The organism is Bacillus sp. FSL R5-0709 (assembly GCF_038004785.1).
In the GTDB taxonomy this organism is placed as follows: Bacteria; Bacillota; Bacilli; order Bacillales; family Bacillaceae_G; genus Bacillus_A; species Bacillus_A mycoides.
Genome location: NZ_JBBORT010000001.1, coordinates 1,274,991 through 1,291,802, shown reverse-complemented (window position 1 = coordinate 1,291,802; position 16,812 = coordinate 1,274,991). Strand labels below are relative to the sequence as shown.

At 34.9% G+C, this 16,812-nt stretch carries 15 protein-coding genes; 1 reads left to right on the top strand and 14 read right to left on the bottom strand.

Annotated elements, in window-relative coordinates; translation table 11 throughout:
* Nucleotides 1–70: 70 nt before the first annotated feature.
* From MKX37_RS06605 to MKX37_RS06565, 9 genes are all read right to left on the bottom strand, one after another.
* Complete coding sequence (locus tag MKX37_RS06605; RefSeq protein WP_050000104.1) at nucleotides 71–2,353, bottom strand: NEAT domain-containing leucine-rich repeat protein; 2,283 nt, start codon at nucleotides 2,351–2,353, stop codon at nucleotides 71–73.
* Nucleotides 2,354–2,791: 438 nt separating this feature from the next.
* Nucleotides 2,792–3,574, bottom strand: coding sequence for a DeoR/GlpR family DNA-binding transcription regulator (locus MKX37_RS06600; protein WP_002030497.1), 783 nt, complete (start codon nucleotides 3,572–3,574; stop codon nucleotides 2,792–2,794).
* Between the two features lie 40 nt (nucleotides 3,575–3,614).
* Complete coding sequence (locus MKX37_RS06595; RefSeq protein ID WP_002126167.1) at nucleotides 3,615–4,799, bottom strand: saccharopine dehydrogenase family protein; 1,185 nt, start codon at nucleotides 4,797–4,799, stop codon at nucleotides 3,615–3,617.
* On the bottom strand, nucleotides 4,796–5,893 hold the full coding sequence (gene phnW, locus MKX37_RS06590; RefSeq protein ID WP_002168848.1) for a 2-aminoethylphosphonate--pyruvate transaminase: 1,098 nt from the start codon (nucleotides 5,891–5,893) through the stop codon (nucleotides 4,796–4,798). The genes MKX37_RS06595 and phnW overlap by 4 nt, the downstream gene beginning before the upstream one ends.
* A 16-nt stretch (nucleotides 5,894–5,909) precedes the next feature.
* Nucleotides 5,910–6,704 carry a phosphonoacetaldehyde hydrolase gene (gene phnX, locus MKX37_RS06585; protein ID WP_002186358.1) on the bottom strand — a complete coding sequence of 265 codons (795 nt, stop codon included), beginning with the start codon at nucleotides 6,702–6,704 and terminating at the stop codon, nucleotides 5,910–5,912.
* Nucleotides 6,705–6,725: 21 nt separating this feature from the next.
* Complete coding sequence (locus MKX37_RS06580) at nucleotides 6,726–8,483, bottom strand: putative 2-aminoethylphosphonate ABC transporter permease subunit (RefSeq protein WP_002126162.1); 1,758 nt, start codon at nucleotides 8,481–8,483, stop codon at nucleotides 6,726–6,728.
* Nucleotides 8,484–9,485: a putative 2-aminoethylphosphonate ABC transporter ATP-binding protein gene (locus MKX37_RS06575; protein WP_002130906.1), complete on the bottom strand. Its 1,002-nt coding sequence runs from the start codon at nucleotides 9,483–9,485 to the stop codon at nucleotides 8,484–8,486.
* 19 nt (nucleotides 9,486–9,504) lie between these two features.
* Nucleotides 9,505–10,581: a putative 2-aminoethylphosphonate ABC transporter substrate-binding protein gene (locus MKX37_RS06570; RefSeq protein ID WP_002030507.1), complete on the bottom strand. Its 1,077-nt coding sequence runs from the start codon at nucleotides 10,579–10,581 to the stop codon at nucleotides 9,505–9,507.
* A gap of 228 nt (nucleotides 10,582–10,809) precedes the next feature.
* Nucleotides 10,810–10,965, bottom strand: coding sequence for a hypothetical protein (locus tag MKX37_RS06565; RefSeq protein ID WP_002011566.1), 156 nt, complete (start codon nucleotides 10,963–10,965; stop codon nucleotides 10,810–10,812).
* A gap of 97 nt (nucleotides 10,966–11,062) precedes the next feature.
* On the opposite strand from MKX37_RS06565, the gene MKX37_RS06560 reads away from it, so the two are divergent.
* On the top strand, nucleotides 11,063–11,446 hold the full coding sequence (locus MKX37_RS06560; protein WP_002011568.1) for a DUF3905 domain-containing protein: 384 nt from the start codon (nucleotides 11,063–11,065) through the stop codon (nucleotides 11,444–11,446).
* 38 nt (nucleotides 11,447–11,484) lie between these two features.
* Here MKX37_RS06560 and MKX37_RS06555 read toward each other — a convergent pair whose 3' ends face one another.
* The 5 genes from MKX37_RS06555 to phaR form a co-directional block, all read right to left on the bottom strand.
* The gene (locus MKX37_RS06555) at nucleotides 11,485–12,834 is read right to left on the bottom strand and encodes a TrkH family potassium uptake protein (protein ID WP_002126155.1); all 1,350 of its coding nucleotides are present in this window, start codon (nucleotides 12,832–12,834) and stop codon (nucleotides 11,485–11,487) included.
* 23 nt (nucleotides 12,835–12,857) lie between these two features.
* A complete protein-coding gene (locus tag MKX37_RS06550) occupies nucleotides 12,858–14,051 on the bottom strand; it encodes an NAD(P)/FAD-dependent oxidoreductase (RefSeq protein WP_002126152.1) in 1,194 nt (397 codons plus the stop codon).
* A gap of 95 nt (nucleotides 14,052–14,146) precedes the next feature.
* Complete coding sequence (gene phaC, locus MKX37_RS06545) at nucleotides 14,147–15,232, bottom strand: class III poly(R)-hydroxyalkanoic acid synthase subunit PhaC (protein WP_002011573.1); 1,086 nt, start codon at nucleotides 15,230–15,232, stop codon at nucleotides 14,147–14,149.
* A gap of 83 nt (nucleotides 15,233–15,315) precedes the next feature.
* The gene (locus MKX37_RS06540) at nucleotides 15,316–16,059 is read right to left on the bottom strand and encodes an acetoacetyl-CoA reductase (RefSeq protein WP_000250406.1); all 744 of its coding nucleotides are present in this window, start codon (nucleotides 16,057–16,059) and stop codon (nucleotides 15,316–15,318) included.
* 152 nt (nucleotides 16,060–16,211) lie between these two features.
* A complete protein-coding gene (gene phaR, locus MKX37_RS06535) occupies nucleotides 16,212–16,694 on the bottom strand; it encodes a polyhydroxyalkanoic acid synthase subunit PhaR (protein WP_078202987.1) in 483 nt (160 codons plus the stop codon).
* Nucleotides 16,695–16,812 lie beyond the last annotated feature (118 nt).

Here is a 16,812-nt window from a genome sequence, read left to right as displayed (position 1 = left end):
GCACTTGATTTTGTACATATAAAAAATACGTTATTCTTCTTATTAAAGAATAACGTATTTTTCTCATTTATTATTTTTTTATTGCTTTATACAGAAATTGCGCATATTGCTCACGTGTTACGAAATCATCCCCTAAAAAGTTCCCATTCCCGTCACCTTTTGATATATTATTATCCACTAATGCTTTCACATATCCTTCTGCCCAATGACCTGTTGGTACGTCTGTAAAGTTCTCCAAATTATTTTCAGTTTCATTTAACTGAAATACTTTTTGTAATACTACTGACATCTCGTACCTAGTTAATACTCCTTCTGGACGAAACTTACCTGTACCATCTCCTTGCATAATTCCAGCTTGTGCAACTGTAGCAATATCTTGCTCAAACATATGCCCTTTCGTATCAGTAAACATCTCTTTCTGCTCTACTTTACTTTCTAATTTCAAGTACCTTTGTACTAAAGATGCAACTTGTCCACGAGTAATATTATCCCCAAATCCAAATTGTCCATTTCCATATCCCTTGAAAATATTTTCTTTCGCTAAATAATGAATTGCTTCTTCTGACCAATGTCCTTTTGGTACATCTTTAAATTCTACTACCTCTACTTTCTCATCTTCTTTAGAATTGTTGTCCCCTTTACTTTCTACTACATTTTGAATTACAGATCCTGTAAAGAAGATTCCTGTATCCGCAAATGGATCTTTCACTCCAAATTCATATACTTTCTCACCTGGTGTACTCCATTTCACTACACCATTACTATACGTACCACCATCACTCTTCAGACGGATTTTTGTAGATACCTCGCCGTCTTTTTCGTATATAGGTACTTTTACTTCTTTATTTACTTCTGTATCCTCTAAAAAGACTTTTTGGTTTTGGACATTAATATAAGCTTTCTTACTTAGTTCTATTACTGGTCTAACATCACGGATTTCATTTGCAACAAAACTTAAATATACTAACTTATTCAACTTACTAACTGGCGATAAGTCTGAAATATAATTTGCTTCTAAATCAAGTTTTTGTAAGTTTACTAGATTTGATAATGGAGTAATATCCTTTAACTCATTATTAGGTAAATCTAATTCTGTAAGCTGAGTCATTTTAGCAAGTGGTGTTACATCTTCAATTTGATTTTTACCGATAAATAATTTATTTAATTGATTCATTTGATCAATACCCGATAAATCTTTAACCTTATTACGCGTTAATACTAAGTCCTTTAAAGGTAATGAATATAACGGTTTAATATCTTCAATTTGATTACCTGCTAAAGTTAAGTATGTTACATTTTTCAATGCGCTTAATGGAGCAACATCCGTAATTTTATTATTTGCTAAATTCAAGTAATCTAGCTGTTCCATTTTCGCTAATGCTGTTACATCTTCTATTTGGTTGCCTGATAGATATAAACTTTTTACATTTTTCATTTCAATTAGTGGTGCAACGTTTGTAATTTTATTATTACTCAAATCAAGAGATTCTAAATTTTCCATCTTAACAAGTGGTGTTACATCTGAAAATTCATTACCACGCAAAGCTAAATGATTTAATTGCTTTAAATTCGCAAAGAACGACGGATCTGTTATCTTCGCATTCGCAACTGTTAAAGATTTTAAATTTGGCATATATTTTAATGCACTATAATCCAGAATCTCATTCGTGTTTAAAAACAAGTCCTTTACTTGTAATAACTCTTCTTTCGTAATTGGTGTATTTAAATCTTTTCTATTAAATACTTTTTTATTAACAAGTTCTCTTAATTTGTTATCTGTTATCATATTTTGATTATCAACTGGATTATCTGTTTCCGTATTGCCTGAATTAGAGTTATCATCTGGTTTCTCTGTTTCTTTTTCACCTACAGTTGGATCTTTAATTTCAAATTGAACTTGATATTTGTGATCATATCCAATAGCCGGAATAAATATATGCATTTGCATATTGTGCTTCTGCTCAAATTCGCCAATTTCAAATTGGACTACTTTCGTTCCATTTTTTCTTTTATCTTCTGACAGAACTTTCACATCATGAAATACACCAGGTTGATTTCTATCTTCTATTCTAAGATATTGAAAATAATCGCTATCTTGTATTGTTACAGTAACGATTTTTTTCCCATCTTCAATTGCTACTTTAGGATTTTTTATGTACTGAGAAACCATAGATGGCTCATCTTTTTGATCCTTATATATTTTAATCTCAGTATCATACGTGCGATCACTGGCTGCTGCTACCGACTGGTTTGCTTCAATTTTTATTGCTGCTAACGCTGGAGTAGAATACGCAGCAAATGGAATAGCTAATGTTGTTGCTACTACTAGAGCTTTAATATAACTTTTTTTCAAAATAATATCCCCTTATCTTATATATATTTCAATTGATAATTACTATCAATTGCTAACATAATAAATGATAATGAATCTCATTATCATTGTCAATAAGAATATTACATTACGTTTATATTTCCATAGATAAAAAATAAAAAACCCTTTACTCAAAGGGCTTTTTTGCCTATCGTATGAAGGATTTCACTTTTTTCTTTTTCATTAATAACACCAATTTTTTGCAAAATGTTTGCATACAATACAAGTTTATTATATATCCGTTCCGACATACTTTCCCTTCTTTCCTTCGACCAACTTTTTTTGTATTGGTAAATTATATGAACGAGATGAGAAAATGTGTCCACTTTTTGCATAAATACAAAGCTTTTATTTTTTTACTTGCTGATAGTAAAACTCCCACCTAAAAATTAGGTGGGAGTCTAAACGTATTCAATTCATTTAGCAAACTGTCCATTGAATATTATGCTTTTTGACTTCTTCTTCAAAACTATAGGGCATTTTCTTATCACAAATAATATGTTGAATACGAGAAAATCCTGCTATTCGGTAGTTCCCTTTGACGCCTACCTTTGTATGATCGCATAAAATATACGTTTTCTCAGCTAATTTCATCATCGCTTCTGACAGTTTCGCCTTTTCTAATTCAAAGCTAGAAACCCCAAAACCTTGCAACAACCCATCAATCGAAACGAATGCTTTATGAAAATGAAATTGATGAATTACTTGCTGTGAAATAGACCCCGACACACGTGAATGTTTTGGAGATACTTTCCCGCCTATAAATAAAACTTCACCGTGAAACATCTTTTTATTAATAGAAGAAATTAATTGTGTTGCTACTGGAAATGAACTTGTTACAATCGTTAAATTTTTACGATGAACAAGATATGGCACCATTTGAAGTGGTGTACTTCCATCATCAATCGCAATAACATCTCCATCTTCCACAAACGTTGCTGCTTTATACCCAATTCTTTTCTTCTCTTCTATATGCAGCATCTCTCGTTCTAACATCGGTGCCTCTATCCCAGCTCCCGGAAGTTGAACGGCTCCACCGTACACTTTCTTCAATTTTTTTTCACGATCTAATTCTTCTAAATACCGACGAATCGTCTCTGTTGATACTGCGAACTCTCTCGCTAATTCTGAAACTTTTACTTTTCCTTTAAACTCTACCTTCTCAAGAATTGTCCTCTTTCTCTCTTCACCTACTACAGACATAGCCTCACCCCATTTATATCTACCTCATAAACTGTCTTACTTATACAAAGTTATAATTTTCTTTTTCAGTGAAAATCTCTTCATGAATATAAATACCGCGCTTTTCTAGTTCGTCAAAAATAATTTGTGGATTTTCGAAAGCTTCTTCAGGAGTAATAACACCGACTTTATTAACTACTCCTTTTGCAATTAACTCTGTAGCGATTCCAAATGGGATACCAACATTTCTTGTATAGGCCCTTAATTTCTCCCAACCTACTACAGAACCGTCAGATAGCGGATGCGTATGGTATAACACATGCCTTTGTTCTTGATTATTTTTCATACCTACTACTTCTACATGAAGTGCATAACCATAAAGCTCTGTTGCTTGTCCTTCTTTCGATTTTAATAGATACTTCGAAATACAATCCATAATACCAATTTCTTTACCGTTTATTTCAATTTGATCATTACGCAATATACCATAATCATATAAAGCACGAACGAGCTGCATATTTTGCTCTGGCCAAGTTCCTCTTGTTTCAATAAGCTGTACACCTTTATCTTCCAGTGCCTTCGCTAACGTAATCGTTTCTGAATGCGGGATTATATACTGCATTGTTTTTCCGTAAGGTGCTGGTAATTCAATTTCTCTCGGGCGCGCAAACGGAGGTACTTGCTTAAATTCACCTTCCTCATACACTGTACGCGTCGGCAAATGTGGATCATATTCATATGTCGTTGTCTCTGTAATTGATGCAGAAAAAGCAATTGGACGATACGAGCCATGACTTACTCGAACTGACTCTACAGTATCTAACTGATTTGCTGCATACATGGCCATCATTTGCGTTACACCTGGTGTCATACCAAACCCAGGTAAACATGTTGTTCCATGTTGAACAAATTTGGAGTGGGATTCATTTTCTTCACCAAATCCATTTAAGTTCACACCGTGACAACCGGCATCTGCGATACAGCGAGTAGACAATCCATTTAACTTTATCGTCGTACCATCCATTACAATGTTATAGCCCTTCATTTTTGCGACCGTATCCTCATGATTTGTCACATCGACTTTCACAAAATCAACACGAGGATCATTTAACCACTCTACTACTTTTCGGCCTTCCTCTTCATTAAAATCGGCTACCGTAATCGTCTCAAAAGATGAAAATTGAACTAAATCTAAAATTGCTTCACGACAAATTTTACCTGCTCCACCTAAGCAAAATACTTTCACCCTATAACAACCCCTTTAGCAATACTATCAACTAAGCGATTAATATCGTCTTCATGTACATCACCGATATTTCCAATGCGGAACGTATCTACTTTCGAAATTTTACCTGGATAAATAACAAATCCATATCGCTTTAATTCATTATATAGCTGCAAAAATTCAAATCCTGCTTCTGGATAAATGAAAGATGTAATAATAGGAGATTGATATTTTTCATCTACTAATGGCTTAAAGCCCATTTCTTTCATTTTGTGCACTAGTAGTTTTTGATTGCTATAATATCGATTGTAACGGGCTCTTATCCCGCCTTCTTCTTCTAATTCAAGTAATGCCTGATAAAAAGCATGTACAACATGTGTAGGTGAAGTAAAGCGCCATTTCCCATTTTGCTCTTCCATCGTTTCCCACTGATCATATAAATCTAATGATAAAGAACGAGCTTGCCCTTTACATTTCAATAGTTCATCACGATTTGCGATGACAAAACCGAATCCGGGAACACCTTGAATACATTTATTCGCACTACTAATTAGAAAGTCAATTTGCAACTCAGCGATATCTATTTCAATACCACCGAAACTACTCATTGCGTCAACCAGTGTAACTTTTCCGTATTGTTTTCCCAATTTACATACGTCTACAATTGGATTAATAATACCTGTAGTTGTTTCACAATGAACAACTACAATATGCGTAATCTCTTTATCTTGTTGTAATAACTGTTCTACTTCTGCAATATTAGTAGGCTCCCACTCTTCTGTTTGACTGACCACCACATCTATATGTAACATCTCTGCCATTTGTACAATCCGCTTACCATACGCACCATTTGTACAAACTAGCAGCTTTCCGTTTCTAGGAATAACAGAACCAATTACTGCTTCAACCGCAAACGTACCGCTTCCCTGCATTAAAACTGTTGTGTACTTTTCTTCTTCCTTTGTCGCTAACGATACAAGCCTATTTCTTACATCTTGCACCATAGTGTTATATTCAACATCCCACGTACACCAATCGTATAACATAACTTCTTTTACAGTTTTTGTTGTCGTTAATGGTCCTGGTGTTAATAATAAATAGTGATTTTCATTCATGATCGTGTGCCCCCCTTTATGAAATAATAAGTTCTTGTTTTTCGATATGTTCAATTACGTTTTCGAGCTCCTGCATCGTTTCAATTGTAAAATGAGCCCCATTTTCAACGAAACGATTACGAACTACTTCTATTTTTTCACGAAGATCTAACGGATCCATATTCTCAACTTCCTCTTCCGTTAAACCGAGCTCACTACTACCGAGGATTACACCAACTGTCCACATTCCAGCATTTCTGCCCTCTTTCATATCTGACACGGTGTCTCCAACTTTTATCATATGATTCATTGGGTATACACAGAGTTCCATCGCATTTTTATAACACATCCACGGATATGGACGACCTGCTGGAACATCATTTGGCGTCACAAGAAAATCAGGTTTATACCCTTGTATTTCTGCTTCTTTTGCAACAATGTCCATCATTTCTCTCGTATAACCAGTTGTTGATCCAATTTTAATACCTCTTTCACGTAGTGAAGAAACCACTTCTTTTACCCCATCAATTGGCGTGGCATAGTACGGTAAAATAGCAAAGAGAATTTCTTCAAACTCTTCATACATCTCATGAATATCTTCTTCTGTTGGTAATTGTCCGAAGACATGCTTCCACTCATTCGAAATACGGGGCATTTCCGTTAATACCCTAACATGATCAATCTTCAATAACCCCATTGGTTTGCGAGCTTCTTCTGCTGTAATTTCAACACCGCGTTTATGAAAAATCTTCATGAATACTTCTAATGGTGCAAAACATCCGTAATCAACTGTCGTACCTGCCCAATCAAAAATAACTGCTTCAATTTTCATTCTATCCATCACCCTTCTTACTTATCTTTTTTGCCATTGTGACGTTCGGTTACGAAGTGCTTTCGTTCCCCATTCATATACAACCCTCACTACAATATTTGTAACAACAATAAGTACACTCATTGCAGCTGCTGGTGCTACATTTCCTGCATCGTCCATATTTACAATTGATACAGCAGCTAGTTTAAAATCAGCCGCATATAAGAACACTACTGCCGATACAGTCACCATTGAATTTACGAAATAGTACATAACCATTTCTAAAATAGCTGGTAAACACATCGGTACTGTTACTCGAAAGAAAGTTTTATAAAACGGTACGCTCATCGACTGTGAAACAAGTTCAAACTCTCGGTCTAGTTTCTTTAAAGCAGTCGTTGCGGTAACAAACGTTACAGAGTAAAAATGAATGATATTTACTAATACTAAAACAGCAATTGTGCCATATAAGGAATGAAACGGATTTGTTACTGAAAGTCCTAGAATTTGAATTGTTGGTTGACTAAAGAAAAAGACATATCCTAATCCAAGTACTAATCCAGGAATCGCTAACGGTACAATAGAGAAAAAGTAGCCTACTTTTCTGAAAAACTGTAGCTGTTCTATTTTTTCAATCGCATAAGCGAACACAAATGTTAAAATCGCCCCGATAACTGCCGTAATAGCTGAGACAATTACACTATTTTTAAATGCTTCAATTCCGTCTCCTGTCAAACTTGAAAAATTAAAATGCTCAAGTGTAAAACTCATATTATATGGCCATACTTTCACACTTGCAGCAATACCAACTGCCACAAATAAAAGAATGATCATAAACGTGACTATGCTACAATATACGAATGAAATAACATCTCTTTTCTTATTATTTATTATTCTGTAAGGTACTGCTTTTGAAGATAAGAGATTCGCCTGTTTTCTTTGCGTAATACGATCAACTGCAAATGCGAAAATAGCTGGGATCAATAAAATCATTCCGACAGTTGCGCCCATGGACATATTTTGCTGTCCAATTACTTGCTTATATACGTCAGTAGCAAGTACGTTATATTGTCCTCCAACAATTTTAGGTGCCCCAAAATCAGTGAAACTAAGTGTAAATACAACGAACATCGCACTAATTAATCCGTATTTCACACTAGGTAAAGTAACCGTAAAAAACTGTTTCACTTTACTTGCACCCAACATATTAGAAGCTTCATATAAACGATAATCAGAACCTTGGAGAGCAATTAATAAAATAAGGAATGCTTGCGGAAATGTATACATAACTTCAGCCATTACAATTCCTACTGGTCCGTATAACGGTATTTGTATTCCTTCAAATAAACCAAACATTCCTTTTGTTATTAACCCTTGATTACCAAATAAATATGTAAGTGCAATACCGTGCATCATCGTTGGTGCGAATAATGGTAATAATGCTATGTATTGAAATACGCGCTTTCCAAAAACATTTGTACGAGCGATCGCATATGCGTAAGCGAAAGCAAGTGTAACCGAAATAATTGTTGTAGCGCCCGAAATCCATATCGTATTTTGTAGTGATTGAACTAGCGTTGGTGTTGTGAAATATTTACTGAAATTCGCAACACCAACAAAAGCTCCATCTTTATCATAAAAGGCTTGTGTAAACAGTTGTAATAAAGGCAATACAAGCATGATAAAAAATGAAAGAAGCATACCAATAATTAATAGTCTTTGTATCCACTCTTCTTTACCGATACGTCTCTTAATCTTTTTTTTTGTACTTTCTGCCTTAAAGTTTTCTAACATCTCCATCTATACAATGACCTTCTTTCCATATGACAACATATGATTTTCTGAGAAAGAGATTTGAATTGGCTTTCCTTTTCTAATAGCAGTTTCCCCTACTTCTGATGCCAATATATCCACTACAATTTTCTCATTATAAAGGTGTGTTTTCTCTTCTATGACCCGCACTTCCGTCCGGTATACAGAACCGCGAAATTCCATGCTTTCTACAACTGTTTTAATACCATTATTTTGTACAACTGTTACATGTTCAGGACGAATCGCATGTTCTTCGTTATTTTTCGAAAAGAAATTAATAGAACCAATAAAATCTGCCACAAACGGATTGGCTGGTCTTTGATAAATCTCCTCTGGTGTTCCAATCTGCATAATTTCCGCATGATTCATTACAACAATTTTATCAGCCATCGTTAATGCCTCTTCTTGATCATGCGTTACCATAATAGTTGTTACTCCCACTTTTTCTTGCAAATCACGCATTTCTCTGCGCAACTTTTCACGCACTTTTGCATCTAAAGCAGATAACGGCTCATCAAGTAACAAAATATCGGGAGACAGAGCGAGCGCACGTGCAAGTGCTACTCGCTGCTGTTGTCCACCAGACATTTGAGCAGGATATTTATCTTTTACATTCAGCAAATCCACAAGTTCTAACGCCGATAGCGCTTTTTCTTTTACTTCTGCTTTTCCATATTTTTTTGTTTTTAAGCCGTATTCAATGTTTTCAAGTGCAGTTAAATTCGGAAATAATGCATACGATTGAAAAACCATTCCGAAGTTCCTCTTTCCAGGTGGTAATGCTGTAATATCTTTTCCATTCACAGCAATACTACCTGTTGTTGCCTCTTCTAGCCCCGCTAAAATTCGGAGCAATGTCGTTTTCCCACAACCACTTGGGCCTAATAAACAAACAAACTCATTTTTTTTCACAGTAAAAGAAATATCCTTTAACGCTGTAAATGCATCAAACTGTTTTTGGATGTGTTGAATTGATAAATATTCGCTCATTTTTCTCTCTCCCACTCACTTACTTTTTCGGTTCTGCTTTTTGGCCAAACTCTTTTTCCCATTTTTCTAAAATTTTGTCACGATTTTCTGCTGCCCATTTAAAGTCATTCTTTTTATATAACTTTTCTGTCACATCTTTAGGGAATCCATCTGGAAGTTTATAATCATTTTTAATTGTCGCAAATCCATTTTTCTCGAAGTATAACTTCATTACATCATCTGTAATTGCCCAATCTAAAAATGCTTGCGCTAATTTATCATTTTTAGCATTATCTTTTTTAATAAGTGCGTTCGCTTCTACTTCCCAGCCTAATCCTTCTTTCGGCAGTACAACTTCAACTGGTGCACCTTTTTGTTTCTCTTTCAAAGCACTATAAACCATTGATACACCAACTGGATATTCACCTGCACCTGCTAATTTCGCTGGTTTTGAACCTGAATGAGTATAAGTTGCCATATTATCATGAAGTTTCTTCATGTAATCCCAGCCCTTATCTTCTCCCATAATTTGTAGCCATGCAGAAACTGTTAAAAATCCTGTTCCAGAAGAAGCCGGATGCGGCATAACTAGCGTTCCTTTATATTCTGGTTTCGTTAAATCTTCATATGATTCTGGCATCGGTAAATTTTTCTTCTTCAATTCTTCTTTATTTACAGCAATCCCCGTCATAAATGCAGTATTTCCTACCCATTTTTCTGGTTTCTTATCGTCTTTAAATTGCGAAAGGACACGATCTGCTCCTTTTGGAGAGTATCCTTTTAACATATCTTTTTTCTCTAAAGCTAATAGACTAGACGCTGCAGTTCCCCATACAACATCTGCTTGTGTATTTTTTCCTTCAGCTAGCAATTTCGCTGTAATAACTCCTGTTGAATCACGAACAATGTTCAACTTCACGTCTGGGTACTTCTGTTTAAAAGAATCAAGATAAATCGGTACAAGCTCTTCTTCAATCGCTGTGTAAACAGTTAATGATCCAGATAATTTATCATCTTTTACTTTTGCTCCAGCACTTTCTTCTTTCTTTGCACCACACCCCATTAATAACGAAAATACCATTCCAGTTGCTACAGCTTTAAAGATTGTTTTTTTCACTGTCTCTCTCTCCTTTTACAAATCTTATGTACAACTCTAATATAAACAACTAGTGTAAAAGCAGTATTAAACCAACATTAATCTTTTGTTTGTTGTTTGTTTTTGTGTAATACGTTGCTACTTCTATGTTTTTTCGCATTTTTCTGCTAATATCAAACGTGAAATTTACAAATAATTAAAAAAACCTTTATAATCCCACAAAAAAATGAGGCGTTTGTAAAAAACGCCTCACTTTTGTTTACCTTTTTTTGAATTACGATTTGCATACTTCGCACTATTTTCTCCTTCATACTCTAATGCAAATTCTGCATCTGGTAAGCTTTCTTTCGGAGTTTTATTATTATTAATTGCTGCATTTTGTTTTACTTTTCTTTTTACCAACATATTCACCTGCTCTCACGAAATAACTTTCTATTCTAGTTTGAAACAACTTACAGTAATTATTACTGGGAAGTGTTAACAAGTACATAAGAGCTTATAGATGGAAATACTACATACGAACAAGCCATTACAAAAAGGAGCGATTACTTTGAAAGAAAAAGAAACGATACAATCGCCAATTTTAGACGAGACGCTCCCTCATCAAATGAACTTTCCTTCTTTTAAAGGCACAGGCAAAAAGATGCAACAACCTTTTATAAATCAATATGATGTTGTAATTGGAGACAGTAAATACGATTCCACTAACAGTCCTCTTAATAATTGGAGTGATGAGGTAGATCCTGCCATTATGGCTGGGGAAGAATGGATCCATCCTACAAATGATATCGGATGGATTGCAGAAGAAAATCAAGAATTACTTAAAAACGAAGTTGATAATAAAAATGATGCTTTTATGCATCCCCAATTCGGAATTAACGACTAAAAAACCATTCTACCTAACATAGGTAGAATGGTTTCATACTATCCAATAATAATTCTCTCTTTCGGATATTTATAGCGAGGCGGTTGCTCTCTTCCGCCACTAGCTAATATAAATGTTAAAATACCGACGCGTCCGATAAACATAAGTACAATGAGTACAAGTTTACCAACAGTTGTTAAATCAGGAGTAACACCTGTTGATAGTCCCGTCGTTCCGAAAGCAGAACAAACTTCAACGATTAAGCTCATAAGCGGTACATTTTCCGTAATAGATAAAATGAATAGCGCTGAGGCACATAATAAAATCCCCATCGTCATAACGACAGATGCTTTCAACACGTCCTCTTCATGTAGCTGACGTTTGAAAACTCGGACTGTTCTCCCGCCTCTTGCAAATGTATATAACGATAATATACTAACTGCAAATGTTGTTGTACGTATTCCGCCCCCAACTGAACTTGGAGATGCCCCAATGAACATTAATATACTCATAAATAAAAGCGTTGGTTGTGATAATTCACGTATGTCCATTGTAGCGAGTCCTCCACTTCGCGTCGTCACAGATTGGAATAATGTATAAAATACAGTTTCATGCCATGACTTTCCTACTAAAAAATGATTTCGTTCTAATAGAAAAATCATAATTGTTCCAACAATAACGAGTACAAAAAATGTCGTTGTCGTCAATTTTGTAAATAACGAAAAGCGAAATAGTTGTTGTCGCCTTTTACTAAGGAATTGTTTTACTTCCATTAACACTGGGAAACCGATAGCTCCTAAAATAATAAGCAACATATGAATCATTTGAACAATATAATCTTTTTTGTACGGAATAAGTGATTGTCCTGTTAAATCAAATCCTCCGTTCGTTGTTGCACTCACAGCGGCAAAGAAACCGTGAAAATAAGCTTCTTGCCAAGTCGGGAAATATAGTAAGAACCTTGTACCTAACAGTATTGCTCCAATGAGTTCTATCGAAATAATTACAATTAAAATAGAACGCATCAATTCTACAAGACCCGATAAATTCCCTTGGTTATGGTCTGCCATAATTAATCTTCTTCTTTGCAAACCAATCTTTTTCCCCGTTATAATCCAGACGAATGTACCAAGCGCCATAATTCCTAATCCGCCTAATTGTAAAATAAGGGCTAAAACAATAATTCCTGCCGTTGTAAACGTATCTGAAATCGTAACAACAGACAGTCCTGTAACACTTACCGCACTAACAGATGTAAATAGTGCATCGATAAATGTCCATTTCACTTCAGGCTTCGTAACAAATGGTAAACTAAGCAAAATTACCGATACGACTACTGCTAGTAAATAAAATACAACGATAAGTTGTACGGGACGTAACTTTTGTAAAAACTTTTTTATATCTCTCATTCCATCACTTCGCTACCTTTTTTCTATCGATTAAATAAAGAAAAATCATCACTTTCTTCATTTGTAAATAACTGCTGAAATAGTTTCGCAAATACCATTCCGTATACAGTTCCATTTCCCCCATACGGCAGTGCGTAATATAAATTATGTATTTTTTTATCTTCTTTTAAAATAGGAAGACCGTCATGACTGCCACCAAATGCTGCTGCCCAATAGTACTCTGCCCGTATATTTTTATACTGCGGGAACATTTCTTTTACAATGTTAATAAGAAGATCACGCTTATGCAATAATTTCGTATCGCCGATTTTTTGAATTTTCAGCGCCTCATCTAATCCGCCTATAACAATGCGATTTTGATACGTTCGACTATACAAATACGGACGTGCTGTTTCCCAAATTAACGATTGCTCATGCCAGCCTTCAAAATAATCTATCTTATTTGTCACAACGGCATAAGACGTTTCTACTGTTGTATTTTTTTCTTTCTTTCCAAAAATTGCTTCATAACCTGTCGCCATAATAATATTCTTTGCTACAATTTTATTTCCTGTTTTCGTATAACAAATTAAATCATTTTGGATTTGTTTAATATGTAATGCCTCTGTATGTTTGTATATAGTAGCGCCCATTTGTTTCGCTTTATGCAAAAGACTATGCGCTAATAAATACGGATTCACTTCTGCATCACCGCTTGTATATAACGCTGCTTGTTTTGCAAATGAATAACGTTTCTTAATATCAGACTCTGTAAAATATTCAACCGGAAATCCATAATGGCGTAACGTATTATATTCTTCTTGTAAAAATGAAACATCCTCATCTCTACTTGCATAATACAAACTATTTCGCGGAATAAAATGGGGATCAATATCGAGAGTTGGCACAACCTTCTCCATTGTTTGCAGCGCTTCATAACAAAGTCTATATGCTCGTACCCCTTTCTCTTCACCAAATGTATGAATAAGAGAGGTTAACGATTTATCATGAACAAATTGTAATAATCCTGTATTTGCAGCTGTGCTACCACATGCAATTGCTCTTTTTTCAATGAGCATAACACGCATTCCAATTTTAGCTAACGAATACGCTATATGAGCACCTGCTTCTCCACTTCCAATTACTAGTACATCACATATCATATCATTTTCTAACGTTGGATAACAAGGTACAGAAACTCCAGCACTCCAAAACAACTTACCAGTCATAAGCTTCATATATTATACTCCTACCATGTAATTTTCTCCTTTCTATGTTTCGTCATTTTCCATAAAAAAATCCAACTAACATACGCTAGTTGGATTTCTTCTCTTTAATTAGAACGCTCTTCAAGCCAATTTCCAACCGTCGGATATGTTTGCTTTACAGCCGTTCCACCATACACAATAGACATATGTCCTGTCGGTAAACATACATACTCTTTATCTGTGCTAGAAATATGATCAAGTAAAGCTTCTACTTGACATGGCAGAGCGATATGATCACGCTTCGCAGAAATATTTAAGACATTCGCCTTAATATTTGCAAGGTCTACCTTTTGTCCGCGAATAACGAGTTCACCCTTCACTAATTTATTATTTTGATAAAAATCACGAATCCATTGTCTATACGATTCACCTGGGAACGGAATACCATCGCCTACCCACTTTTGAACTAATTTCCAACTTTCGACGAAGCGCTCATTTTCTGAACGATCGACTAAAGCAACATATGGACCGACAAAGTTTGTAATTGGTTTTAACATCTTATTTCCGAAATCAATCATTTCTGGCGGAATATTTCCGAATGTATCAACCGCTTTGTCTAAATTGAAATATTTCTCATCTAATAAAGGACCGTATAATCCTGTTTCAGAGAAATCAAAAGGACTTGTCATAAAAATCAAGTTACGAATTGGCATGTCCGGATGAAGCGCTGCATAAATAGATGTTAACGTTCCACCCATGCAATAACCAAGTAAAGAAATCTCGTCCGATTTTGCAGTTCTCATTACTTTTTTCACTGCTTTTGCAATATAATCGAACACGAAATCATCAAACTTCAAATGACTATCTTCTAAACCGAATGTGCCCCAATCAAGCATATACACATCAAAACCACGATCTACTAAATATTCCACTAAACTATTTCCTGGAGTTAAATCCATAATATACGGTTTATTAATAAGAGCGTATATTAATAAGATTGGAACTCTCTGTGTTTTTTCTTGTTTTGGAATGTAACGATACAGCTTCGTTTTATTCTTCGTCCAAATAACCTCTTTCGGTGTTAAACCAACTTGTGGTTCTGGTTCGCGTAATAAAACTTCGCTCGCTCTTTTCACACGGCGATATGCTTTACGATATTCTTCTGGGTACAACTCCAATTGCTTTTCCCATTCCGTTACGAATGTAGTCATTTTTCCTATCTCCTTTTTGGTCAATTTCTTTCTAAAAAAAGAAGTGCATTCCTGCTATGGATATGCACTTTTTTCTTACTTCATTACATGTATAATCCGCCGTTAATGTTTAATTGCTGACCTGTGATATACGCACCGTCACGGCATAGATATACTACACCTTTTGCAATTTCATCAGCTTGACCAAAACGTTTTTTCGGGATTTTCGCAACGATTTTTTGACGCACTTCTTCTGGTACTTCTGCTACCATTTCAGTATCAATAAATCCTGGGCAAATTGCGTTTACAGTTACATTTGTTCTTGCAAGTTCTAACGCTAATGATTTTGTAAATCCTAGCATACCTGCTTTTGCTGCTGAGTAGTTTGTTTGTCCAAATCCACCAGCTTGGCCAATAATAGAAGAAATACTAATGATTCTTCCTTCTTCTGCTTCCGATATGTATGGAAGTACCGCACTTGTCGTATTAAATACACTGCTTAAGTTCACGTCAATTACGCGCTCCCAATCTTCACGATTTAACTTCTTGAATGTACGATCTCTTGTAATACCAGCATTATTAACAAGAATATCAACTTTACCAAAATGATTCACAGCTTCTTCTACAAGTCTGTTTGCATCTTCTACTTTAGAAACATCCGCTTGAACTGCATAAACGTCATGTCCTTCTTTTCCTAATTCATTTACTAAGTTTTCAGCTGCTTCTTTACTGCTGTTATAGTTAATAACTACTTTTGCTCCCTCTTCTGCTAATGCTACTGTAATTGCTTTTCCAATTCCTTTTGCCCCACCTGTTACGATTGCTACTTTGCCATTTAATTGAACCATTTCTTTTCCCCCTTAAATGAATTTGTGAACGATTGTTATGAATCATTTTAGTACTCATACTAATTGAGTCCATATATTAATTATGTTTCGTTGTTTATACATGAAAAGAGATTCTCCCTCTCTCTTTTACAAGTTATAAACAAACGCGATTATCATTTTTTATTTTCTGGCTTATTTACAGCCTTTACTTCTTCTTTTACAGGTACTTGTAGTTTAGCTAGTACTGCATTTTGCTTTTCTAGCAATTCTAAAATTTGATCAACTTTCGTTTCTAACGTGCGCATATCTTGTTTTACTTTCGTAACATCACGCTTTAATGTAGGAGCTTGTCCTAATGAATCCACTTTCTCTTCTAGAATTTCCTCGATGTTATCAACTTTATTTTCTAAGTTAATAACAAGCGTAGCTACTCTAGCGATATCCTCTCTCGTCGGCACATTCACCTGTTCTAAATAATTTTTTGTCGTATCATTTAATGCTTTTTGATAAAACAAATTCAAATCTAGAACGCTGCCCATCCAAGCAGAATATTCTTCTGTTTTAATTGTTTCATTGAGCGCTTTTCCCCAAAATGTTTCGGTTTGTTCATAAGCATTTTTCCATGCTTGCAATGGATCGAATTTTTGATCAATCACTTCGACTACACTCCCTTTTTCGTTTTTGAAACAATTCAACCTATTCACTATTTTCTAATATTCCGAATAAAACTTCAAGTATATATTTTATTTTTCTTTATTTTCTAACAAATGTATT